The organism is Streptomyces griseochromogenes (assembly GCF_001542625.1).
Lineage (GTDB): Bacteria > Actinomycetota > Actinomycetes > Streptomycetales > Streptomycetaceae > Streptomyces > Streptomyces griseochromogenes.
Genome location: NZ_CP016279.1, coordinates 7090358 through 7114771 on the forward strand (window position 1 = coordinate 7090358; position 24414 = coordinate 7114771).

Annotated in this window: 16 protein-coding genes; 2 read left to right on the plus strand and 14 right to left on the minus strand. The window is 72.3% G+C overall.

The window, feature by feature from the left end:
* Positions 1 to 4: 4 nt before the first annotated feature.
* The 14 genes from AVL59_RS30480 to AVL59_RS30545 all read right to left on the minus strand — a co-directional run bounded on the left by AVL59_RS30480 (position 5) and on the right by AVL59_RS30545 (position 17956).
* Positions 5 to 541 carry a phage baseplate assembly protein V gene (locus AVL59_RS30480; RefSeq protein WP_067310832.1) on the minus strand — a complete coding sequence of 179 codons (537 nt, stop codon included), beginning with the start codon at positions 539 to 541 and terminating at the stop codon, positions 5 to 7.
* A 33-nt stretch (positions 542 to 574) separates the two neighbouring features.
* Entirely contained in the window at positions 575 to 1714 is a 1140-nt protein-coding gene (locus tag AVL59_RS30485; RefSeq protein ID WP_067310835.1) for a hypothetical protein, read from the minus strand.
* The gene (locus AVL59_RS30490; protein ID WP_067310837.1) at positions 1707 to 2069 is read right to left on the minus strand and encodes a LysM peptidoglycan-binding domain-containing protein; all 363 of its coding nucleotides are present in this window, start codon (positions 2067 to 2069) and stop codon (positions 1707 to 1709) included. Before AVL59_RS30490 ends, AVL59_RS30485 begins: the two co-directional genes overlap by 8 nt.
* Before the next feature lie 10 nt (positions 2070 to 2079).
* Positions 2080 to 2766 (minus strand): hypothetical protein, encoded by a 687-nt coding sequence (locus AVL59_RS30495; protein ID WP_067310840.1) that lies wholly within the window; start codon positions 2764 to 2766, stop codon positions 2080 to 2082.
* On the minus strand, positions 2763 to 3446 hold the full coding sequence (locus AVL59_RS30500; RefSeq protein WP_067310843.1) for a hypothetical protein: 684 nt from the start codon (positions 3444 to 3446) through the stop codon (positions 2763 to 2765). The genes AVL59_RS30495 and AVL59_RS30500 overlap by 4 nt, the downstream gene beginning before the upstream one ends.
* A 100-nt stretch (positions 3447 to 3546) precedes the next feature.
* Entirely contained in the window at positions 3547 to 4230 is a 684-nt protein-coding gene (locus AVL59_RS30505; protein ID WP_067310845.1) for a hypothetical protein, read from the minus strand.
* Positions 4231 to 4246: 16 nt separating this feature from the next.
* Positions 4247 to 10771 (minus strand): eCIS core domain-containing protein, encoded by a 6525-nt coding sequence (locus AVL59_RS30510; protein WP_067310848.1) that lies wholly within the window; start codon positions 10769 to 10771, stop codon positions 4247 to 4249.
* Positions 10768 to 11052 (minus strand): hypothetical protein, encoded by a 285-nt coding sequence (locus AVL59_RS30515; RefSeq protein ID WP_067310850.1) that lies wholly within the window; start codon positions 11050 to 11052, stop codon positions 10768 to 10770. The genes AVL59_RS30510 and AVL59_RS30515 overlap by 4 nt, the downstream gene beginning before the upstream one ends.
* Positions 11043 to 13034, minus strand: a complete 1992-nt coding sequence (locus tag AVL59_RS30520) for an ATP-binding protein (RefSeq protein WP_067310852.1) — start codon at positions 13032 to 13034, stop codon at positions 11043 to 11045. The genes AVL59_RS30515 and AVL59_RS30520 overlap by 10 nt, the downstream gene beginning before the upstream one ends.
* A 33-nt stretch (positions 13035 to 13067) precedes the next feature.
* Positions 13068 to 13973, minus strand: a complete 906-nt coding sequence (locus AVL59_RS30525; protein ID WP_067310855.1) for a Pvc16 family protein — start codon at positions 13971 to 13973, stop codon at positions 13068 to 13070.
* 61 nt (positions 13974 to 14034) lie between these two features.
* Positions 14035 to 14784: a hypothetical protein gene (locus tag AVL59_RS30530; protein ID WP_067310858.1), complete on the minus strand. Its 750-nt coding sequence runs from the start codon at positions 14782 to 14784 to the stop codon at positions 14035 to 14037.
* Positions 14777 to 15505 carry a T4 family baseplate hub assembly chaperone gene (locus tag AVL59_RS30535; RefSeq protein ID WP_067310860.1) on the minus strand — a complete coding sequence of 243 codons (729 nt, stop codon included), beginning with the start codon at positions 15503 to 15505 and terminating at the stop codon, positions 14777 to 14779. The genes AVL59_RS30530 and AVL59_RS30535 overlap by 8 nt, the downstream gene beginning before the upstream one ends.
* 32 nt (positions 15506 to 15537) lie before the next feature.
* On the minus strand, positions 15538 to 16062 hold the full coding sequence (locus AVL59_RS30540; RefSeq protein WP_067310862.1) for a phage tail protein: 525 nt from the start codon (positions 16060 to 16062) through the stop codon (positions 15538 to 15540).
* Between the two features lie 34 nt (positions 16063 to 16096).
* Positions 16097 to 17956: a phage tail sheath family protein gene (locus AVL59_RS30545; RefSeq protein ID WP_067310864.1), complete on the minus strand. Its 1860-nt coding sequence runs from the start codon at positions 17954 to 17956 to the stop codon at positions 16097 to 16099.
* Positions 17957 to 18538: 582 nt separating this feature from the next.
* On the opposite strand from AVL59_RS30545, the gene AVL59_RS30550 reads away from it, so the two are divergent.
* Both AVL59_RS30550 and AVL59_RS30555 read left to right on the plus strand, forming a co-directional pair.
* A complete protein-coding gene (locus AVL59_RS30550; RefSeq protein WP_067310867.1) occupies positions 18539 to 19393 on the plus strand; it encodes a DUF4132 domain-containing protein in 855 nt (284 codons plus the stop codon).
* A complete protein-coding gene (locus AVL59_RS30555) occupies positions 19390 to 24375 on the plus strand; it encodes a hypothetical protein (protein WP_067310869.1) in 4986 nt (1661 codons plus the stop codon). The genes AVL59_RS30550 and AVL59_RS30555 overlap by 4 nt, the downstream gene beginning before the upstream one ends.
* Positions 24376 to 24414: the final 39 nt, after the last annotated feature.

Consider the following 24414-nt stretch of genomic DNA (forward strand, 5'->3'; position numbering starts at 1 on the left):
TTGTCTATCGCTTGGAGTGGACGGTCAACTGACCCTGGTTGACGGTGACTTCGCTGCCGCGCAGGACGACCTCGGCGCCCGCGCCGGTGGCGATGACCACGGCTTCCTGGGTGATGCGGATGTAGGCGCCGCCCTGGGCCTGGAGGAGGATCCCCTGCTCGGCGCCGGCCGTGTCGTTGAGCACGATCTTGTGCGCCTGCGGGGTCTGCAGGACGACGGGTTTGTCCCGTGCGCCCGCCCGCAGCTCACGACGGGCGTCGGGCGGCAGCTCCTCCGCCGCGCCGTACCAGCAGCCGGTCCACACGGGGAAGCTGGGATCCCCCTGCTCGAACTCGACCCACACGCCCGCACCGGGCGGCGGCACCACGAACTGGCCCGCCTGCGGCCCGGTGAACGGCAGGCAGGGCAGCGCCCAGGTGGACGGCGTGTCGCCGAGCACGTCGGGGACCTCGACGGTGATCCGCCCGATGCGCAACGGGTCGTCGTTGCTGACCACCCGGCCGCGGAACTTGCCGAGGTAGCGATTGCTGGGTGCCGCCATGGTGGGGGTGCTCCTGTTGGTGGGTCGAGGGACTTACGGCCGGACGCGGTCGCTGCGTGCCTCCAGCCCCTCCCGGGAGAGGGTGAAGTTCTGCCGGAAGGAGCCCGGGCGCAGATCGTGGGTGACGGACTTGACGAAGTAGTCGCCGTCGTAGGCCCGGCCCGCACCGCGCACGCCGACGAGCCGGCGCGGCTGGAGGAGGTAGCCGTGCCGGTTGACGTCGAGCGAGCCGGAGCCCGAGATGACGTCCGCGGAGACCGCTGCCCTGGCGAGGAGTTCGGCCTCGGCCTGCTCACGCTGCTGCTTGGCGGTGCCGGAGAGGGTCCTGCGCTTGAGGGCGGGGGTGGGCCGCCTGCCCAGCGGCGGCCGCAGGGGGCTGATCGGCGGCTGCGGCAGCAGCGTGGACTGCCGGGTGCCAGGGTCCTGCCACCGCGCCTGTGGCTCCTCGCGTGCGGTGCCGTCGTAGGCGAAGGTCAGCTGGTCCACGGTGGACTGGGCGTCCATGTTGACGTTGAGGGCGTGCTGGCGCAGGCCGAGCCGGACCTCCGGACCCCAGCGGGCCGAGGACTGGCCCGGATGGGGACCGGGCTCCAGATAGAAGGTGTACCCGTTGGCCTTCGCGAGGTCGGTGACGTACTGAAGATCCGTCCCCGTCTGGTAGTGCACGCGCAGGTCCTGGTGCGGGGGCTGGGCCACCTTCTCGGTGTAGACGTCCGGGCGGATGCCGTAGTCCGAGTAGCGCCGCAGGATGGCGAGGACGCGCTGGGACGGAGGCAGGTTGGGGTAAGGGGCGGTCCGCTCCTCCAGATCCATGAGCAGCGTCAGGTCCTCGCCCGTGACGGTGAGGGTGGAGTGGCCGGGGATGTTGCTGGCACCGACCTCCTGCCGCACGATCAGCCCGTCGAACAGCACCTCGGGGGTGCCCCGGACGCTGACCGTGAGGATGACGCGCGTCTTGGGGTCGAAGAACCCCTCCGGCAGCAGCCGTTGGTTGACGAGCCCGTTCTTGGTCAGATCGAAGGCGAACTGGAAACCGCTGCGCTCTCCCGCGGTGGCGGTGATCTGGGCGGACAGCAGCGCCTCAGCGACCTCGACCGGGACCGGGCGGGCCAGCGTGGGCCCCATCAGGAGCTGGATGTGGACGGGGCCCTGCCCCACGGGCTGTTCAGACACGCCGCTCTCCGCGCGGGAACCCGCCGGTGAGCGGGATACCGATGACGCGCCCCGCCTCGTCCGTCAATTCCCTGGGATCCAGCACGGGGTTGGCGTCGGCGATCCGCCACCACTGTCCGGGGTCGCCGAGGAAGCGCTGCCCGAGCAGATCGGGCCGCTCTCCGGCGCCGACGGTGTGCGGCTCGGTCTCCTCGTCGAGCGGAGGCAGCAACCGCCGCTTGGTGTAGCGCACTTCGGTCCCGTCGGCGCGCCGGTGCACGCCGATCTCGGCGTCGTGGTAGCGGCTGGTGCGCGGGTAGGGGTGTGCTCCGGGTATGGAGTCGAGTGCGCTCTCGTAAGGCTCGGTTCCGGCCATGGCTCTTTCCTCATCCCCTTCCGGTCATGAGTCCGACGCCGCCGAGGCCGAGGGCGCCCAGGCCGCCGCCGCGCGCCGCGGCCGCGAGCCGCTCCTTCTGTGCCAGGTGCGCCATGTACAGGTCGGCGCCGCGGTGCCCGGCGGGCAGGTCGCTCACCGTCAGGATCTTCATCCCGATGCTCAGCGAGGCCCGGATCGGATTGAGATTGACGTCGAAAGCCGACTCGTTGACGGACAGCTCGGTGAGCCGGACGGGCATGACCCGCTTGCTTCCCCAGGTGAACAGCGTCAACGGCATCTCGATCGGGCTGATCTCGATGGTCCCCTTCTGCGACAGCTTGCTCGCGGCCCGCAGCTGCGCGGTGGTCGGCTGCACCAGCATTTCGAGGGTGGCGAGCTGCGGATGGATCCCGTCGGGCGCGGCGATCTCCAGCTGGTCGGTGGCGTCGATCTCGGCGGTGAACTTCCAGGTCTCCTGGGCGGGGCCCTTGAGCCGGAGAGCTTCGTTGCGGTCTCCGCTGCCGGTACCGCCGCCTCCGGCGTGACCACCGTCACCGGCACTCTGCGGCGCGATGCTGCGCTCCAGGGTGTCCGGGTTGAACTGGAGCACGATGATGCGTCGGGGGGCGCCGGTGTCGGGGTCCACTACGACCAGGCCGGAGCGGATGGGTTTGGGGATGTCCGCGTAGCGGGTCATGTGCGCGCCTCCAGGCGGGCTCTGAGGCCGGAGTAGTCATGGTCGGGAAAGATCTCCGGAAACACCCGCAGCATGTTCCGGATGTTCTCCGCCGCTCCCTGGAAGTCGATGTCGTCGAACCGGACATCGGTGAAGAGGTATTGCCAGCCGTAGGTCCCCTTGGTGACCAGCAGTGTTTCCAGGTATTGGGGATATCCGATGTCCATGCGGAAGGTCCCGCGTGTGGCGTGGTGATACCAGACCTCGGGGATCGTCGAGCCGTGCGGGACGCGTAGGGCCGCCAGGGTCCCGCCGCCCCCTCGCGGATGCTCGTCGAAGGGGAACAGCTCAGCACACAGCCGCTCTTCCTCCTCCGACGGCTCGTCCACGGCCGGCTCCACACCCGGCACCATCATCGCCGCGGCGACGTGCCGGAGGGAGAACTCTCCGGTCAGGTACAGATCCGGGCGTTCCACGGCCCAGTGACTGGACAGCGCCTCGAAACGCAGATAGACGCGGTGCAGCGAGGCGTCCAGGCTGATTCCCAACTCGTCGGCGAGCAGCTGGAAGGCCTCGTCGGCATCGCCGACGTACTCGTCGACAGGGCCCCTCTCCTCGTGGAGGACATCGACGCCGGGGGCCGCACTCAGTTCGTCCACAAGACCGAGAAAACACCGCTCGGCATCGGTCAGTTCGGGCACCTGGTTCTCCGGGGTCGGTTGTCACGCGATCGTTCTGACATGTCGTGAGCTCTTGCAGGCCGGCCCGGCAACTGGTCGCCTGTCCGGCGGGCGGGATCCGTCACAGGCGCGCCTCCAGGCGACTGACCAGTGGGGCGTAGTCGTACCGCGGGAACGCGCTCGAAAAGAAGGAGAGGGACTCCGACAGATTTTCGGCGACTTCCCGGAATTCGGGCCGTCCCAGTTCGATATCGGCGAACAGGTACTGCCACCCGAACGCGCCCTTGGTGATCAGCACAGTGTCCAGGTACGTCCCGTAGGTCAGGTCCAGACGCTCGAGCCTGGACCTCGTCGCGTCGTGGTACCAGAGTTCGGGCTCCGGGCTCCGCAAGGACACACGCAGCCCGGTCGCCCGTCCGGTGCCCGCGTAGGGCTCCTGGTCCGTGACCTTCAGACCTGCCAGGACCGCTCGCCGCTCCGAGGTGAGCGCGGCGTCCTCCAGCGGCGGCTGCCAGCGGGTCAGGCAGGTGACGATGTTCGTGATGCAGAACTCGCCGCCGGTGGAAGGCCCCTCGACCGAGTTCCAGGAGAGGTGCACTTCCTCGGCGGGGAAGTAGTACTCCGACAACCGATCGGCCACGAGCGGTTCGACATGCTCCAGAAGCACCGCACGCGCCTCGGCCGGCCCCGTGGGCAGGAGGACCGACTCGTCGAGGGGGCGGGTCTCCGTCTCGATCGAGTCAAGCGCGCTCAGTTCCCGCACCGCGTGGGCACTGCGCCCGGCGAAATCACTCTCGTATGCCATTCTCTTCACCCCTCCCTCATCTGAAAGAAGTCCAGTCGATCTTTCCGGCGTCGTCCAGCTTCTTGAGATTCACGATCGACCGCCACAGGTCTCGCCTTGTGTCGGGACGCATCCGCGGCCGGGCCGCGAGCACCGTCTTACCGATGTCCGGGATTCCGCTGTAGACGGGGCGAGGTCCGGTCGACTTTCCGTCCGCATCCTTGCCCGCAATGTACCTGGCTGCCGTGATCGATATTTCACCCGTCGCGACATAAATGCTGTCTTCGCCCGCCTGGTTGATGAACAGCTTGTTGTGCTCGTCCTTGCCGGGCAGCGGAATGTTGCTCCATCGGACCGTCCGCTTCGCCGACAGCGGAAGCCAGGAACTGCGCTTCTCGCGAGCCTCTCCCTCGATGCGCCGATAACCGCCGTAACTCGACTCCATCGCCCGGGGGAAACCCTCCGGATATCCGTCCGGAGAAGGGGTGGCCCCAGCAGGGTGGAACTGGACCCTGGACGAGAACCAGACCATCTCCTCAGGTGACGGAACCGCGTCGAAGGCAGGTCGTTCGACCTGGTTCTTGAAGTCGCCGTTCATGACGTTTCTGGCGGGCACGAGATTGTTGTCGGTGGCCATGCCGCCCAGCGCCTCCGGAAGCAAGTGCATGCGTACCCATGCCGTGTTGTTCGAGAGTCGCTTGTCTCTCACGTACTGCCACCCGTTCGGATGGTTGCCCCGCTCTGCCTGGCTCGCGATCTGTCCGGTGTTCTTGACATGACGGCTCAGGAACTTGGCCATGATCTGACTGGCCTGCGCCTGGTGGAACACCGGGAGCTCGGGTTTCGGCAGACCGTCCTCGTCGACCTTGTCGAGCTGGATCCTGTGGTTCACCCGCTCTCCGACGATCACCGTGGCCGACGGATTCAGCCGGGCCGTCGTCGTGACGTCCGGGTTCCCTGCCGCGTCGAGCGCCGTCAGGCGGTACCAGAGGCGTTGCACCTCCAGCAGTTCCCGGAAGTTCACCTCCCACATTCCGTCGCCCTTGAGTTTGTCCTTCAGCACGCGGCGGATCCTGGCGACGATCTTCTGGAGACGTTCCTCCTTCGATTCCTTGGAGTTCTCCTCCTGCTTGCGTCTGTCCTTCTCCCGCCTCGGCTTCGGCCTGCCCGGTCCGCTCTTCTCGTGGTGGGGCCTGGACCTGCCCGGGGCCTTCTCACCCGGCTTGGACCGGGGCCGCTCCGGGCCTTCCTTGTCCGGCTCCCGCTTCGGCCTGTCCGGACCGCCCTTGTCCGGCTTCCGCTTCGACCTGTCCGGACCTTCCTTGCCGGGCTTCTCCTTGGGCTTCCCGGGAGCGTCCTTGTCATCCTTGGGCCTGGGCTTTGCCGGGGCGTCCTTGTCGTCCGTCCGCCTCGGCGGGGTCTCCTTCCCGTCGCCCTTGGGCTTGCCAGGGGCCTCCTCCCTGGGCTTGCCCCGCCCCGCATCCTCGGGCCGGCCCGGGGTGCTGCCCTCCGAGCCCTTCGGCTTTGTCGTGCTCGGTGTCTCCTTGGGGTCCTTCGGCTTCTCCGGTGTGGCGTCCTTCGGCCTGTCCGGTGCCTTGTCATCGGTGTGCTTCGGCCTCGTGTCCGGCTCGGGCTTGGGCCGGGGCGCCGGCTCCGGCTTGGGCCGGGGGGACGGTGTGGGCCGGGTGTCCGGCTTGCCGGTCGGCCGTGTGGTGCCGGGCTCGTTCGTCTTCGGCCGGGCCGGGACGCCCGCGTGCTCGGATGCGGGCCCCGCTTCCTTCGGCCTGCCCGGACCCGCGCCCGTGTCGTCCGCGCCTCTGCCCGGGGCCCTGCCCTCGCCCCTTCCTTCCCTGCCGCCCCGGCCGAGCTTCGCCGCCACGCCCTTCAGGCGCTTGCCCACCTTCGCGACGTACTTGCCGATGCCGTCCAGCAGTGCCTGGTAGGCCAGCTCCAGGAGGGCGACGATGCCCGCCGCGACCGCTTTGGCGAACAGGACGCCCGCGCCACCCTGACGGACCGCCCGGAGCCAGGCGAGGACCGCACCCATGGCGCGCAGGATCTCGCCGAGGGCGCCGATCGCCGTGCGGATCGCGTCGATGACGGCCGTCACCCAGCCGGCGCCGGGGATCAGCTTCGCGACGACCTTGGTGATCACGATCTCGCCGATGATGAAGGGGAGCTGGGGCACCACGGCGTCCCAGGTCTCCTTCACGATCCGTTCAAGCGAGAATCCCCCCTTGATCAGCTTGTCGATGATGGCCTTGGGTACGCCGATGATCTCCTCGATCTTCGACTGGAACCACTGTTTGACGGCGGACTGGACCTCACGGAACAGATGGTTCTTCGCGCCGTCCACCGCGGAGTTCTTCGCGCCGCTCAGCCAGCCGCCGGGGTCGTCCAGGAAGTCGATCGCGATCATCATGAACTCGCCGAACGCACCCAGGAGTTTGGAGGCGTAGTCGAGGACGGTCCTGATCGCGTCGATCACGGACTTGATGACGTCCATGAGCATCTTCTTGAGGATGTTCAGGATGTCGCTGAGCATCTTGGCGAGGGCGTTGAGCAGGTCCGTGACGATCCGCTTCAGCTGTGCCGCCAGCCTGGTGACGAACGCGATCGCCGCGGCGATCAGGTCGGTGATGAACTTCCTGATGCGGGCCGCCAGTTCGACGACGGCTCTGACCATCGCCTTGGCGAACTCGATCAGGTCGTCGATCAGGTTCTTGACGGTGTCGACGATGAACTTCCGAGCCTCGTCGATCCAGCGTTCGACGGTCTCCTTGAAGTTCTTGATGAAGCCGACGACCGCGTCCCGCGCGTCCCGGATGACCCGGACGATCGCGTTCTTGATCTCTATGACCTTCTCTTTGATCCAGTCGAAGGCCTTCGTGAGCCAGTTGCCCGAGTCCTTGGCCGCGCCGTCCGCCTTGTTCTTGGCGTCCGTCTCGGCCTGGTCGCCCTTGTCCTTGATCTGCTTGTCGCTGTCGGTCTTCTGCTTCGAGACGTCGTCGTCGGTCTTCTTCTCGCGGTCCTCGACGTCGTTGCGGAGCTTCTTGGACCGTTCGGTCTTCTTGCCGCCGAGCTTCTGGAGCTCCTGGTCCTGTTCCTTGCGCCAGTCGGTGCGCTGTGCCGTGACCTCGTCGAGGGCCTTCGTCCGCCGACCCGTCTGTTCCCGGGTGTTCTTGCCGATCTCGCCGTCGACCTGCTGCTTGTGCTTGCGCTGCGAGTCGCGGAAGTCCTTGTCCTTGGTCTGGCGACCGTCGGACATGCCCTTCTGGCCCTGGCTGAACGCCGCCTGGAACTCGGGCCCCCGGTCGTGCTCCGCCACCGTGGACGCCGCGTCCGGGGGTACGGCGCCCGTGGACGCCTTGCCGGGCGCGGCAGCCTTGGCGCCGTCGGCGCCGGGCACCTTGCCCTTCAGCTGCTCCTGGGGGGCGTCGGGGTAGACCTGGTCCTCGCCCATCGCGCGGCCGGAGTCGTCGCGTGCCGTGTCGACGGTCTCCTGGCCCTTCGTGTCTACGGCGGAACCCTGTTCACCGGCCGTCTGCTCCGCGGCAGCCTGCATCTGCACACCGGGCGCGTTGCCCGCCTGGGCCTGCTTGAGTGCTTCGTCCTTGGTGGGAAGCCCGGCGAACTTGGCGGCCAGCTCCTGCTTGTCGACCTTGAACCCCAGCTTCTCGGCGAGCCAGCCGATGCCGAAGCCGAGCGCCATCTTGAAGGTCTGCCAGCCGCTCGGCTCCTCGGCCTTCTCCGCCTCGATCTGGCCTTCGGGCTGCTTCGCCCCCGTGACCTCGGCGTTCTCCTGCTCGGGTGCCTCCGACTTCTGCGCCGGGTCCTGCGCGTACCGGGCGGGTGAGTCGGTCTTCGGCTTGCCCTCCAGGGTCTGTGGCGCGCCTGCGGGGCGCTGCATCGAGGGCGGCGCGGCAGCAAGCTGTTTGTGCTCGTCGCCGACGCTGCGGTCGACCGAGCCGCTCACCCCTCCCATCGCCTCCAGCGCCTGGTGGGGCTTCAACCGGGCGGCCGTGCTCAGGCCGGCCTCGGGCGAGACCTGGGAGAGGTTCGGGGCCGGCCCCGAGTCCTTCTTCCCCTTGCCCTGGCCGGCCGGCTTGCCGGCGACGCCGCCGCCCGTGGCACCGGAGGCGGGTGCGGCCTTCGGTACGGCGGTCCTGGGTGCCCGTTCCGCCTTCGGCGCGGGCTCGGCGGCGGCTGCCTCGGGCGCGGACGCGGACGCGGCCGGCTCGGGCTCCCGGGCGGGAGGAGCGGCCGCCCGTGCCGGAGCGGGCTGCGGGGCCGCGCTCTGCTCACTCGCGGAGTGGTCGGCCGCGGGCGACGCCCCGCTCTGAGAACCGCTGGTGGAGCTGCCGGGGCGGTCCGCGTTGGATCCGCCGGTGATGTGGGAGTCGCGAGCCGCCGAGGGCGACCTGGCGTCGTCCGTGCGCTCGGTTCCGGCGGCCGCGGCCGAGGGGGCCTGTGACTGTCCGCTCTTCGGCGCGGGCGCCGCGGCCGTACCGCCCGCCGCTTGCGGGGAGTTCTTCTCCTGACCCGCCGCCCTGTCCCCGGCGGCCGCAGTGCCCTTTTCCTCCTTGGCCGCGTTCTCCTTCGCGGTGCCGCTCTCCTCCGACCGCCCGCCGTCCTGCGCGCCGGGCGTCTGTTGCACGGTGGTCTGTGCCGTGACGGGACCGGCCTTCGGATCGTCACCGTGCTTGGGGTCCTTGGAGGCGGTGCCGGTGTCCGCCGGACTCGCGACCGTCCGGTCCGCTTCGAGATCGGCGAGCAGGGTGTCACCCGGTCCGCCCACTGTCTCGCGAGACGTCGAGGGCTCGGCAGCGGCGTCCTCGACCGTGTCGTCCTCGGACTCCGCCTCCGCTTCGGCCGACGTGTCCTCTGCGTCCTCGGCGTCGCGCTCGGCCTGCACCCGGTCGGCCTTGGTCAGCGGGGGTGCGGGGAAGTCGGGGAGCGACTCGCCGGCGGGCGTGGCGTCCTGGCGCGCGTCCGCCGTCGGTACCGCGGACAGGTCGGGGTCCTGTTCCGGCAGGAAGTCCTCCGGCTGGAGCTTGGTGTCCCAGGCGCTCGCCTCGCCCCCTCCGACCTCCACTTGCGAGGTGCTGTCGGACTCGGCCGCAGTGTCGTCCGCCGGCTCCTCGGGGCCCTCGAGATCCTGGTTGCGCGCTCCGTCCAGCCTGCTCGACGGAGCGGGCAGCTCGGTGTCCCGGCCCACCGTGGGCGAAGCGGTCGGCTGCTCCGGGCCGCGCTTGTCCTCCTTGCTCACCTGCTTGCCGGTGACGAACTGCTCGGCGGCGCCGGGGCGGTTCCGGGCGGCGGACTCCTCCGCGCCGGCTGTGGGGACGCCCTGCTGGTCGCCCGTCTCCTTGGCGCCCTCCTCCTCCTTCTTCTGCCCCTGGTCGGCTCCCTGAGCCTGCGTCTTCTCGTCGCTCTGCGCGCCCTGACCGCTCTGAACGGTGGACGCCCCTGCCGGGGCCGGGGCCGCCGCCTCGCGCTGCCCGGTTCGGGAGGACGACCGGGCCGCGCCGCCAGCCTCGGAGTCCGACTGCCGGTGCTGTTCCTCGCGGGTGCCGCCGTTCGGCGGAGTGCTTCCGGGCGCGCCCTCGTGGTCGGCCCGCTCCTTCTCCGGTCCGGGAGCGCTCGCCGGCTCGTCCTGCCGGGCCCGCTCCTCCGCCTCGCCGCGCTGTGCGCTCTCCCGCTCGGACCGCACCTCCTCGGCCGCGTCGGGCTCGATCTCGGGCGCGTCATGTGCGTCGCGCTCCACTCGGTCGTCGGCGAAGTCGTCGTACGCGTCGATCTCGTCGACGAGTTCCAGCACCCGGTCCTGCTCGGAGCCGAGCAGCCGGTTCTCCAGCCGGTCGAGGACCTGGTCGAGCAGTTCCTCGGGCAGCCCGGCCAGTTGCCTGCGGGTGCGCTTGGAGAGGTCTTCCGGGTCGCCGCGCAGCGAGCGGACGACCGAGTTCGCGAGGCGGTCGACGAGGGTCGCCGGGTCCATCGCCTCCGCGCGGTTGCGGTCGGCGTCCACGGTGGCGTACCGCAGCCAGCCGGGAGTGGCCCGGCCCTCCTCCACCTCGGGCGCGGGCCGCTCTTCCCGGTCCGGCCGTACGAGATTCCGGGCCGCCGACTCGGCCTCCCGCTCGATCGCCTGCTGCGGCAGGCTCACCGCCCCCGTCTCCCGCCCCGCCCGCAGCGTGCCCAGGCCGTGCGGGTTCTGGACGGTGTGCAGCAGTTCGTGGGCGAGCAGGCGGCGGCCCTCGTCCGTGCCGGGCTTGAAGGCACCCTCGCGGAAGAGGACGTCCTGCCCCACGGCCACGGCGTCCGCGCCGAGCAGCCGGGTGAGCTGCCCGGCGTCACGGCCGGTGTGCAGGCGTACCCGGCTCAGGTCGTGGCCGAGTTGCTCCTCCAGCTCTCGTCGTACACCCGGGTCGAGGGGCTGTCCTGCGCCGCTGACGATGTTCTTCGGCTCCGGGGCGCGGGACCTCGCGGCCCGCTCCTTGCGCTTGCGGCGCCGTTGTTCGGCGCTCTGCTCGGAATTGGTCTGCTGTGCCTGGGAGTTCACACCGTCACCTCCCCGTGGCCGCTGAGCCCTTCGTGCACCGCGCGCGCCAGCTCCTGGCCGAGCCGTCTCGCGGACAGTCCGGCGGGCAGCGCCGCGAGACCGCTGAGCGCGTCCACGGTCACGGCGCCGTTCGCCGCCAGGGGCACTCCGTGCAGCCGGACCAGCCGGGCCAGCTCGCTCTCGAAGGCGGCCGAGACCCGGGCGGGGTCCGCCCGGAAGCCGTCGAGCACCAGCTCGCCGATCTCCACACGTATCGCCGAAGGCCGTTCGCTCACACCCATCCGCGGACCTCCGTCGGGGTCAGTGAGCGCTCCAGCTTGAGGTACTCGGTGCGGGCGGCCGCGAGCATGTGCCGCATCTGGAGCCGGTCCCCCTCCTCCGCGGCGAGGAACGCCCCGGACAGGGCGATGTTGCGGATCGAGCCGCCGGCCACGGTGAGCTGGGCGAGCAGACCGGGGTCGATGTCCTTGACCGGGGCCTGCGGCGGCAGGACCCGGCGCCAGATCTCGGCCCGCTCGTGCTCGGCCGGGAAGGGGAAGTCGACGACGAAGCGGATGCGCCGCAGGAAGGCCGTGTCGAGGGCCTGCTTCATGTTGGTGGTGAGGATGGCGAGGCCCCGGTAGGCCTCCATGCGCATGAGCAGGTAGCTGACTTCGAGGTTCGCGTACCGGTCGTGGCTGTCCTTGACCTCGCTGCGCTTGCCGAAGAGGGCGTCCGCCTCGTCGAACAACAGGAGCGCGCCGCCGCGTTCGGCGGCGTCGAAGACCCGGCGGAGGTTCTTCTCGGTCTCGCCGATGTACTTGCTGACCACCTGGGAGAGGTCGACGACGAACAGGTCGAGGCCCAGTTCCCGGGCCATGACCTCGGCGGCGAGGGTCTTCCCGGTGCCGGAGCCGCCCGCGAACAGGGCGGTGACGCCGAGGCCGCGGCGCAGGGTCGCGGCGAAGCCCCACTCCTGGTGGACGACGGCGCGCTGCCGCACGTGCGCGACGATCTCCCGCAGCACGCTCGTCTGCCGCTCGTGCAGGACGAGGTCGTCCCATCCGGCCTGCGGCTCGATCCGGCGGCCGAGTTCGTCCATGCCGATACGGGCCTCGTCGAGCCCGGCCCGCCAGGCGAGTCGCGCGGCGTCGAGGTCCTCGTGGGGCAGCCGGCGGCGCACGGTGGCCGCGGCGGACCGCACGACGTGCGGCGGCAGCTGGAACTGCGCGATCAGGGACCGCAGTTCCGTGTCGTCCAGATCGGCGACGGGCTCGAACGCGTCGGCCCACAGGGCGAGCTGCTCGTCGTCGTCGAGGCGGGGCACGGCCACGCGGACGCCGTGCGGGCGCTCGCTGCACAGCGGGTCCTCGCTCGACACGACCACGGGTACGGCGGCCCCGGCCCAGAACGCCTCGGCCGCCGCCCGCTGGTCACGGTCCAGCTCGCCCGCCTCCACGAGCAGCGCGGAGGGCAGCAGGATCGCCTCCCGCTGCCACAGCCGGGCGAACCGGTCGCGCTCGACGGGGTCGTGCGGAACGTCCCCGGCGCTCATCGCGTACAGCCCGAGCCCCGACCGTGCCGCCGCGGCCGCGGCGATGTCGGCCCGGCTGCGCAGATCACCGCCGGTCACCTCGGCCAGGAGCGGTGCGTCGGGATCGCGGCCGCCCTCCGTCCAGCCGTCGGCGAGCCGGCTCGCGGCCAGGTCGTACGACGACGGCAGCGCATCCGGCACCGGCGTGCGCCGCAACTGGCCGTGCAGCCGGGTGTCCAGGTAGGGCGAGCCCAGCAGGAAGTGCAGGATGCGTTCGTCCAGGCGGAGCCTGGAGGTGGTCAGCCGTGTCTCGTCCTCCAGCTCCACGATCCGCCAGCGCCTGAGCGGCGCCACGGGGGTCAGCGCGCTCCAGTGCGGGCCGTCCAGCGCGGCCAGCGCGAGCGAGAAGGTGGGGTACGCCCGCTGCGGGTCGCCGGCGGCCGCCGCGCACCGGGCTGCCGCCGTCGGCACGAGTTCGTCGGCGGCGGTGAGCAGGACGAGGTCGCGTTCGAAGGGGGTGAGTCCGAAGCAGCTGACGAGGGCGTCGAGGGGCGTGACCGGGGCGGCGGACACGACGGCCGTCTCGGCATCGCTGTTCCCCGGATCGGCCGCGCCTGCCGCGTCGTCGCGCCGCGCCTCGTCGGCGCGGGCCGCGTGCGCGTCGACGCGGTCAAGGACGCGCCGGATCCCGGCGGTCAGCATCGTGCCGCCGTCGACCGCCCTCGACGCGCCCGGCTCGTCCGTCCCCATGTCCTCACCTGCCCCGGTAGGCTCCACGTCGGCTCAGTTCTCCGCGCCCTCGTCGCCGCCCGCCCGTGTTCCGGAGCCGGAGTCCGCCTCCTCGGCGGGCCGTGCGCTCCTCGGCGCCCTCTTCGCGGTCCTCGCCGGCTGCGAGGCTTTCCGCGTACGGGCGGGTGCCTTGGCCGTGGTCTTGGCAACGGCCTTGGCAGGCACCGTCTTCGCGGCGTTTCCGGAAGTGGGCTCGTCGGCCGTCACCGTCTTGGCGCCGTCCCGTCCGGCCGTGTCGCCCGACGGCTCATCGGCACGCGGCCGGGCTCGCGGAGGGACCGGCGCCCCCGGCGCCCCGAACGGCAGCACCCGTACCTCGGGCCGCTCGACCGGCTTCGCCGGAAGCGGCGTCTCGCGGCCGTCGATGAAGACGAGGGACGCCTGGTAGACCACCGACAGCGCGTACGGGGTCTGGTAGAGCATCCCCCACAGCTTCGACGTCTCGTCGACGTCCATCACGGTCGGTGTGAACCGCACCCGCTGGGCCGCCTCGGCGAGGTTGCTGCCCGCCAGGTAGGGCCGCTCACCGGCGAGTTCGATGACGTCCTTGGGCAGGATCGGTATCTCGTGCAGGGTGCGCACCACCGAGCCGATGAGCCGCTGCCCGACCAGCTCGGTCTCGTCGCCGTACGCGCTGATGACGTAGTGCAGGTCGAGTGCGGCGGCGGCCCGGCGCACCAGCGTGCCGTCGGGTGCGCGCGTCGGCAGGTCGTTGTTGCGCTGCGAGACATCGGGGGTGACCTGGTAGAGGAAGACGCAGATGGTGGGGTCCGTCGGCGGTTCGGCGGGCGGCTTGCGCGGCTCCACCTTGACCGCCATGTCGATCTCCGGCCGCAGGTGGGACTCGATCAGCAGGGCGAGGGCCTGGCTGACATGGGCGATGGCGAGTGCGTTGCTCATGGCGTCAGTTCCTCGGTTCCTCTCGTGGTGCCGGTCCTGTCGCGCTCACTGCCGGTGCGGCTCACTCGCGCCCCCGTGCCAGGTAGTCGGCCAGGCTCACGGCCGCACCCGGCCGCTCGGACGGCCGTGCGGGCTGCCGTGCGCCGTTCTTCGGCGGCGCCTGGCCGGCCGTCACCTCCAGCCGGCCGATCTGCACCCGCACCACCTGCTCGGGCGCCCGCGCCGGCCGTCGGGCCGCGGCCTGCCGTACCGCCGCGCGGGCCGCCGTCGCGTCCGCGGCACCGGGGCGTGCCGCCGTGGGCACGAGGGCGGGAGGAGCGGCGCCCGCGCCCGGGGGGTTGGGCACGGACGCCGCGGTCCGGTCCGCGACGGATTCCGGGCCTCCCCGCCCGGAGGTGCGCGATCCGGTCCGGGGCACCGGGCGGGGTCCCGGCGCGAGGGGCGCGGCGGGACGCAGCAGCGGTGCGTCGGGCAGGGCGGCCGGAACGGGCCGCCCCGGCGGCTCGGCGGGGTCCCGCCGGGTGCGTACGACCGTCCGCTCCCGTTCCGTGTGCCACCGGACCTCGGTGGTGGCGGGGCGGGACGCGTCCCGCTCCGGTACGGGTGCGGGCGCGGCGTAGGGCCACGGCACGGCGCCGGTGGCGTCCGGGTCCGCGGCGGGGGCCCGGACCGCCTCGACACGTTCGAACGGGCCGGGCAGCCGCGGCCGTACCCGGACGGTGTCCGGCCGCGGGCCCGCGGTGTGCCGGTCGATCAGCCGGTCGAGGAAGTCGGGCTCCGCCTCGGGCGCCCGGGAGGAGGAGTCAGACATCCGCACACAGCTCCAGGTAGTAGCGGCGCCGCAGCGGGCTGAGCGCCAGGATCTCCGGCTCGCTCCAGCCGTAGGCGGTGGCGAGCAGGTGGACGTCGAGGAGCAGGTCCCTGGCCCAGGCGTCCAGTTCGGTCCACAGGTAGGAGGCGATGTCGAGTTCGGCGCGGGTGGCCGTGCCGCACTCGGGGCAGCCGATGCCGAGCAGCACGTCGGCGGCCGGGTCGGCGGCCTCGACGGCCTCGGCGATCCGCCGCTGCACCGGCGCCGGAAGGGCGTCGGCGGGCTTGGGCATGCCGTCGTGCGCCGCCGAGACCAGGCAGCGGGCGAGCAGCGTGCCACGCGGGTCCGCGGCCCGGGCCGCGGCCGTCAGATCGGCGGCGGAGGGCAGCCGGAAGGTGATGTCCCAGCCGTCCCGCGTCAGCCGTACGGACGTCTCCCGCGGGCCGCGGAGGGAGCGGGCGAACTCCCCCGCGTCCAGCTCGAACTCCATGTCCGCGCCGCATGCCCGGCACTCCAGCCGCACCTGCATCCGCTCCCCGAACAGGGCGCGGCGCAGGGCGAACAGGTCGGACTCGCGCTCACCCACCGGCACCGCGGGCAGCGCCGCGGTGTCCAGGTCCGGGCGTGCCGTGCCGTGCAGCAGCAGGGCGCGCCCGGCGGGCGCCTCGGCGAGCCCCGCCTCCCAGGTGGCCAGCAGCCCGGCCGCCCCGGTGATCGCCATGTGGTCCCCCGGCTTTCTCACCTCACGTCGGATCAGGCCGGGTTGAGGAAGGAGGGCTCCTCGGGCTCGGGCACCTCGTAGTCCCGCTCCCAGCCCTCGCACTCCAGCTTCAGCGACTGGATGGCCACCGCGTTGGCGTTGGCGTCCATCTCGCCGAGCACCTGGTACTCGCTGGGCCAGGTCCGGTAGAGCTTGTGCGAGACGGCGACCTGGCCGGCCTCGTTGAGGACCTGGATGACGATGTCCTTGCGGAAGTCGGCGAGGGACACCTCGGAGCCGAGCCCGGCGCCCACCTGCCAGACCTTGTTGGCCCAGCGGTCGAACTCGGGGTCATGGGTGACCCCGCGCTCCAGCGTGATGCCCTCGAACTCGGAGCGGCCGGGCGACTTGCGCGGGGAGGAGGGGTCGCCGCCGTTGCGGTGCTTGACGACCTCGGTGGTGCGCTTCAGCGGGCTGATCTTGCTGATGCCGGCGACCGTACGACCGTCCCACAGGACCAGGAACTTGAAGTTCTTGTAGGGGTCGAAACGATGGGCGTTGACGGTGAACTCTGCCATCGGATTCCTTCAGCTCTCCACGATTCCCGCGGGCCTACAGCTCGAACTGCCCGGACGTCTGCTGGATTTTGACGATCACGAACTCCGCCGGACGCACCGGTGCGATGCCGACGAGGACGTTCACGACGCCGTTCGCGATGTCCTCGGCGGTCGTGGTGTCGCTGTCGCACTTGACGAAGTAGGCCTCGCGCGGGGTGCCGCCCTTGAAGGCGCCCTGCCGGAAGAGCGTGTGCAGGTACGAGGAGGCGGCGAGCCGGATCTGCTGCCACAGGTTCTCGTCGTTGGGCTCGAACACCACCCACTGCAGGCCGCGCTGGAGGCTCTCCTCGACATGCAGGGCGAGCCGCCGTACGGGCACGTACTTCCACTCGCTGCCGAGGGCGTCGGTGCCCTCCAGGGTGCGCGCGCCCCAGACGGTCGGACCGGTCAGCGGGAAGCTGCGCAGGCAGTTGACGCCGAGCGGGTTGAGCAGTCCGGTCTCGCGGTCGGTCAGGCTGACCGTGAGCGAGTGGACACCGGCGAGCCGGGCCTCGGTGCCGGCCGGTGCCTTCCACACGCCGCGCTCGGAGTCGGTGCGCGCGATGACGCCCGCGATCGCGCCGGAGGGCGGGAAGGAGCGCAGCCGTCCGGTGAGCGGGTCGGTGAGCTGGAGGTGCGGGAAGTACAGGCCGGCGTGGTTGCCGCGGACGGCGTCGAAGGCGGCGATCCCGGCGCGGGCCGTGTCCACGCTGACCCAGGTGCCGGGCGCGTCGACGAGCAGGAAGATCCGCCGTTCCCGGCACAGGCGCTGGGCCGCCGAGACGACGGTGATCGCGTCCTCGGTCTTCTCGTACGCCGCCAGCTCGGGCAGGCAGAGGAGGTTGACGTCGGCGACCTGGCGCAGGGCCTGGATGCCGGTCTTGCCGGCCTCGGAGCCGATGAGGTCGCGCGGTCCGGGCGCCTCGCCGTCCTCGCCGCCCTCCAGCGGGAAGACGGGCGGGTTGACGGAGGCCTCCAGACCGAGGTCGTTGGCGCACTCGCCGAGGAAACGGACCACGTCGGCGGGGTCGGTGGAGCCCGCGACCACCTGCAGGCGGCGGCCGAAGGCGGTGACCTCCGCGCCGGCGAAGGCGTGCCTGCCCGGGGCGTCGGGCAGGGCGCGCAGCTTGCCTTCGAGCAGCAGCGCCAGCTCGGTCACGGACGAGGGGGCTTCGCCGTCGCACTCGGGATCGTAGAGCGTGAACTCGCGCTCCACCTCGCCGATCTTGACGGTGAGGTCGACGGCCAGGTCCGGCAGGTCGTGGCCGAACGGCTTGGAGACGGTACCGGACGGGTCCGGGCGGCCCTCGCCGACGGCCTCCACGCGGATCAACCGGGAGCCCGCGTTGATCACGGTCTGTACGAAGCGGTCGTCGGACGGGTCCATGGACAGGCCGGTGAAGCTCTCGCGGGCCTCGCCCCGGGCGTCGTACACCCGCAGATCGAAGGTTTCATCGGGGCAGGGCGTGTCCTGGTCGACGGCCACCCGCAGGCCGTTGCCCCACACGCCGGGCTCCTTGGCGTGCACGTCCAGGACCGGGCTGTCGCTGTGGCCCTCGGTGGACTTGAGGGTCACACAGGCGGCCTTGCCGCTGCCTGCCCTGGTGACGCGCACGACGACGGCGACGGTGCCGCCGTTGCCGAAGAACTGGTGGACCGCGTAGCCGACGGCGCTGCGTGCGCTCAGGCCTCCGAAGCGGCGCTCGAACTCCGCGAAGCTGGTGACGCGTACCGGCTCGTTCAGCGGACCGCGCCGGGTGTGGCCCACGAAAGCCGTCACCGACGTGGTCAGGGTCGAGATGGTGCGGGTGCTGCTGGGAAGCTCTTCGACGTAGACGCCGGGATACGTCGGCTTGGCGGCGCTCACCGCGCTCATCGGCTTTCCCCCTCCTATCCCTGTCTCGGGCACCGGACGAAGACACCAAGAGACAGACAGCGGAGGGATATGTTCCGGTTCGGTGCGGCACCCGGCCCCCTGCGATGGACGACAGCGGCCGGGCGCACCGCATCAGCTCCCCCGTCGGCGCCCGGACGGTCGACCGCCCGGGTCAAGCAGTGCGCTTGCGACTCCTGATGCTCAAGTGCTCAACCCACCTTGTTGTGTGCGGAGTTGACGCAGCAAGGCGCGTTCCGGCCATGCAAAGGGAAGGTTTTGTGAAGGTCAACTCCCCTCATTCGCCCATCACGCCCGCGTGCCCCCGACGAGTGGCGCACAGCTTCCGCACAGGGGGCATCCGGGCAGTGAACGGGCCGTGCCGGGGCCGCAGCGGCAACCTGGGGGACCTCGCGGTCCGCGACCGCGCGCGGGGCTCCGGGGTCCGCGAGTCCTCCCCGACTCGCACACAATCCGCTGTGGCCGGTTCCGGCGGGGTGCCCTGTCCCCGGGCGCCGGACGGCGTTGTCAGTGGCCTCCCCTAAAGTTCCCGTCACTTGATCACTGCGGTGCGGGGAGGCACGCATGGGGTGGGTATCGGCCGGCGACTACGAGGTCGCCCTCGACGGCGGAAAGGTGGTGTGCCGCAACGCGGCCGGGCGACGGCTGAAGTCCGTGCCGGCCAAGCTCACCGACGATCCGGCGGTCGTGGGCCTCAGGCAGCTCGCCGAGTGGCTGGAGCGGCACGAGCGCACATGTCTTGCCGATGTGGAGCGGTGGATGGTCCGCTCGCTGCCGGTGCCGCTCGCCGTCGTCACCCGCGTGTGGCCGGACCCCGCCTGGCAGGCCGCCCTGCGCGACCTGGTCGTCACCGGGGCCGACGGGCAGGTGGCCGGCTTCCTGCGGGACGCCGACCCCGAGCGCGGCCTCGGCCTCGTCGACCTCGACGGCGACACCGTCCGTGTCTCCCCCGACCTCGTCCGCATCCCGCACCCGGTCCTCCTGGACGACCTGGAGGAGCTGCGGGAGTTCGCCGTCGAGCTGGGCGTCGGGCAGCGCGCCCAGCAGCTCTTCCGCGAGGTCTGGCACCGCCCGGCCGCCGTCGACGCCGAGGGCACCCAGGTGGAGGAGTACGCGGGCGGCTCGTACAAGGAACTGCGCTTCCTGCACGGCCGGGCCACCCAGCTCGGCTACCGCGTGCGCGGCGGGCACGCGGTGTGCTCCGTCCTGGAGGACGGCCAGGGCATCGAGGCGCGCGTCTGGGTCGGCGACTACGACGGCTGGGAGGAGACCGAGACCGGCTCTCTGGTGTGGTCCGACCCGGCGGGGCGCGTGCTGAAGCTCGGTCAGGTGGGGCCGGTCGCCTGGTCGGAGGGCATGCGCATGGCGGCCGCGCTGTACGCCGGGCGGGACATCCAGGACGAGGAGCAGGCGGCATGAGCACGTACGACGAGACCACCGCGGCCGCGCTGCTGGACGCCGGCGCCGTCCTGCCGCCGGGCAGCACCGCGCGCGAGGACGCCGACAGCCTCACCGTGCGCACCTACACCCACCCCGCCCTGGACGACCGTCAGGTGGTCCGCCTGGTGCCGGGCACCCTCGGCGAGGCCGAGGACCTGGCGCTGGAGTTCCTCGGTCTTGCCCGCGAGCCGGAGGCGCCCGAGGTCGGGCAGGTGCGCAAGGAGACCCTGGGCTTCCCGGCCTGGGCGCTGGTGAACGACCCGGCCAACGGGCACCACGCGCTCGCCCTGGTCAAGGACGTCGAGCGGCTCGCCCGCCAGGCCAAGTCCCGTCCGGGCCACGCCAAGGAAGGCTTCGAGACGCTCGGCGAGCGGCTCGGCCGGGCCGTGCCGCACTTCCTGCCGACCTTCTACGAGCAGGCCGCGCGGGTCTTCCTGCAGCAGGAGAACACCACGTACGCCGCCGCCTTCTTCGGCAAGGCCCGGGAGGCCGAGCGGGTGCACGCGCTCGCCGTGGACGAGGAGCGGCAGCGCGCGGTGTTCCTGGAGTTCGCCTTCGCCGGGGCACTGACCGTCAAGGCCCTCAAGGAGCATGTGAAGGACCTCGCCGGGCGGCTCGACCCGGCCGCCGCGTGGGCACAGTTCCGGCAGCTGACGGTGGAGCGCTGCGCGGCCGGGATGCCGCCGTACGCCTCGCTGCCGCAGGACGCCCGCGGGCTGATCAAGGCGGCGGGCCTGGACCGGAGCACCGAGGAGTGCGCCCTGGTCGCGGACCTGCTCGCCTCCCCCGCCGCCGTCCGCGCGCCCGCCTCCTTCTGGAACTCCTACCGCACGGTCCTCCCCGTCCTCGCCGAGCGCCGGCCGGCCGTGCGCGCTCGCCTGCTGGAGATCATGCCGGCCGGTCTCGGCCGGGACGTCGAGGACGACGAGTTCTGGCTGGCGCTGCTCGCGCAGTGCGGGGCCGAGCGGCTGCTGACCGACACGGACGCGGCCGAGGAGTACGGCGTCGACCCCGCGGACTGGCTGAGCCGCTGGGCCGCCTTCCGCAAGCACGGCGGGTCCTGGTCGCACCGGTCCCCGGCCACCCTGGCACTCGTGGAGCGGATGGCTCCGGGGCTGCGCGCCGCCGGGCGGGCCGTGGACCTGTTCACCGCCCGCTGGCACGCCGGAGCCGACCTGGACCTGCTGGACCTGTGCGCGGCCGAGGGCCTTGCGCTCACGGTCCCCGGCCCCGGCGTGAACGTGTTCCTGCCGCTCACCAGCTGGCTGAAGGACACCCGGACCGGCCGCCGGGATCTGGTGGCCGTCGCGGCCGATCCACGCTTGCGACGCCTCCTGCACGGAGCCGTCGACACGGTCGGCAAGGACTCGGACGGTCCCACCCTGCTGAAGACCGTCGCCGCTCACCCCGTGCTCTCGGTCGTCCTGCGCGAGTGGCTGGACGAGGCCGCCGCGGACTTCACGCGCGCGACGGGCCTGCCCGGTGCCCGTACCGCCCTGGACCGGCTGCGTCCGTTCCGGTCGATCGCCTCCGAGGCCGACGCGGACGCCGTCGCCCGGGTCGCCGGACACGCGGTGGCACCGCTGCTCGGCCGCACGCTGCGCGCCGGAATCCTGGACGAGCTGGGCTGGCCCGCCCTCGACGAGGCGCTCGAACTGCTCGACTCCGCCACCAGGAAGGGCGAGGACAACTCCCTGACGGTCCAGGAGGCCTGGCCCGCGCTGATCCTGGCGCGCGGGCACAAGGCGGTCGTGGTCGGGCCGGAGAAGGTGCTCCTCGACCACGACCTGCGCCTGCCCCAGGACCTGGACCGCTGGCAGCGGCCCCGGTTCCGCTACGCGGACGGCGAGCTGCTGGTGATGTGGCGCAAGGGCGCCAAGCAGCACGGCTATTGGTCGGCCCGCCCCGCCGAGGTGTTCGAACTCGGCGGCGAGCAGCTGCCGTCCTACTGGTCCGGCAACGAGGACCACACTCCCTCGATCCCGCTGTCCGGCGGCGGCCGCGCCACCGGCGGCCGCACCCTGCACGCCGGGGACACGGTCCTGCCGCCGAGCCGTGCCCTGATCGGCGACGGCACCACGCTGTGGCGCCAGGGCAGGCAGGGCCGGGAGACGGTGTGGCTCGAGTACGACCCGGCCACCGGCACGCACGACCGCGCCTCCCTGCCCGCGCTGCTGCGGTCCGGCATCCGCGAGGACGCCTCCCTGCACCCCGGCCGGTGCGAGGTGCTGCCCCTGCAACCGGGGCTGGAGCACAGCCCGTTCGGGACGGACGGCACGGTGCTGGGCCGCTGGGTGCGCATGGAGGGCCAGGGGGACCAGGCCCGCAGGACCGCCGGGACACCGGACGGGCGCACGGTCTCCGTGGCCGCGTCCGACGGCCGGGCGCTCATGGTGCCGCTTGGTGCGCTGCGGCTGCCCGGAGGCGCCGAGCCGGTCGCCGTACAGACGCACCGCCAGGTGGTCCTGTTCGCCGCAGAGGACACGTCCCCCGGCGGGGAGCTGGGCTCGGTGACGCCGGGGGGCGACCGGGGCAGCGACTTCGCCGCCGGAACACGGCTCGTGCCCCCCCTCGCGTTCTGGCACGCGCTGCGCCCGCGCGACGAACGGGGCTCGGCCGTGCTGCGCGCCCTGACCGACGAGCGGGCCGCCGAGGTGCTGCGGGTCACGGCGCTGGCGCTGGAGGGACGGCGGCAGGCGCTGGCCGACGCCGGGTCGGACGAGGCCGCCAAGGCAGCCGTCCCGTCCGCGGACCACGTCTCCCTCGGCGCCGTCGCCCTCGCCCTGCCCGGCTGCACCGACGGCGGACTGCTCACCGGTATCGCCTCGCTGGTCCGCATGGCGCTGCGCGTCACCGAGTCGGCCACGGCCTTCGCGACCCCGCCCCAGGAACGGCCGCGCGTACCCCGCCGGAACGAGGAGATGTTCGCCGACTACCGGCCCCAGCACGGCGACGACCGCACCCTGCACGACGCGCTGGCCGGGATCGTCGGCCTGAACGGCTGGTGGTACAGGGAGCGGTGGAGCGTGCTGCGCCAGATCCGCGCGGTGAACCACGTGCTGGCGGGCCTGCCCGCCGAGGGCAAGCCGCTGCCCGACCGGAAGTCCGGCGCTGTCGGCGACGGCTGGGTCGGCGACGAGCGGACCATCCCCGGGATCGGCATGGTGTGGCCGCCTCTCCTGGGTGTCCTGCGGGCCCTCGCCCTCCGGGCCGCCTCGCCCGCCCTGTCCGACGCCGGGCGGCAGCCGCTGCTCCTGCTGCTGGAGGCGGTCGCCGAAGGACCGCTCCCCGATACCGACGGCATCCTGCGCGAGATTGTGCTGGTCGAGCCGTACGACAAGCAGGAGCGGGCCGGTCAGGTCCTGCGCCGCGACGGCCGTACGGTGGTGATCCTCGGCTGCCAGAGCATCGACACCGAGCGGGACCGTGTGCGCTGGCTGGCGTTGGACCACGATCCGTCCGGTGCGTTCGGCGCGATCGCGCACTTCGTGCTGGAGAGCGAGGTCCGGTACGCCCCGGCGATCACCGCCGAGGATCTCGCCACCGTCCTCCGGCAGATCCGGGACAAGGGCGCCGCCCCCTGGCGGGCCGAGGCGGTCGAGGCGCTGGTGGCCGCGACCGGCGGCGGACTGGGTCCGCTCCAGGCCACCGCGCTGGCGGCCGGCCTGCCCCGCGAGCCCGAAGCCGAGGGGCTGGCCGTCATCGGACTCAAGCCCCGGCAGAACGAGTTCGCGATCGGCCGGGTGAACGCCCTCGAACCGGGCGAGCGCAACGCCCTCCTGGCCGCCCTGCTGCCCCCGGACCCCGCCGATCTGTGGTCCTCGGGGCCCGACACGAAGGCCGTGGGCCGGATGTGGGCCGAGCGCCTCGGCTCGCTCGTCCGCGTCCCGGAGGACCTCGCCGCCGACCTGGCCGGGACGGGCGGATACGCCGAGGAGGTGCTCAACCCGTCCCGCACCCCGTGGCTAGCCCGCACCACGGTCCTGCGGCCCGGCCAGGACGGCAACCTGGCCTGGGCCGACCCCGAGGCGGTGCCCGGCCGGCACGATCTGACGGCCGCCGTACAGGCCCTGGCCGCGCTGGCCTACGTCCTTCCGTACGGCCACCCGCTGCGGGCGTCCCTGCCCGACGGGCTCGCCGCGCTGCGCCGCCGCATGACGGATCCGGAGCTGCTGCTCGATCTGGACGTCGAATGGACCGAGAAGGGCGGCTCGACCGCCGTCGAACTGCGCAAGGCCTACGGCCTGCCCGCGACCGGGGGCGCCGACGCGCACGGTCTCACGCGGCTCGGCGAGGCGATCGTGCTGCGTCCCTGGTACCGGGACACGGAGACCGTCCTGATCCGCCCCGCCGCGCTCACCGGCCCGGACGACGCCGTGTTCGGACTGCTGGACGGCCTGGTCGGCGGCGCGCGCGGACACGGCCTGCGCATGCTGCGCACCCTGCTCGGCGAGCAGCCGGCCCGGGCCGTCGAGGCCGGCGTGGGCACCGAGGGCCCCTCGGGATACGCGCAGGATCCGACCGTCACCGCTCCCGGCCTCGTGGCCGAGGTCGCCGCCGCGCACGGCCTGGGCGAGGACGCGGCGGCCCTCTACCTCCAGCTGCTGGCGCTGCCCGATCCGACGGACCGCAACAGCGTGCGCTGGACCGGCTGGAAGCCCGCCCGCACGAAGAAGGCCCGTGCCGAGCTGGCCGCGACGGACCTGGTCGTCGAGGCCAAGCGGCCGCGCGCCGGGCGGAGTCTGTTCCTGCCCTGCGGCTGGCGTGACCTGAAGTCGCCCGCGCTGCCGGTGGAGACCTGGAAGGAGGGCCTGTACCCGGTCCTCGACCAGCGGCGCGCCCTGCCCCTGCTGCCGGTGCCGGAGCTGTTCGCCCGCGCCTGGGACCGCGTCCGCGCCGGGGACGCCCCGGCGTACGAGGAGCTGACCACGCGGGCGACACGCAGGGGGCGGCGCCGATGACCCTCCGCACGGCAACCACCACTCGCACCACCCGGAAGG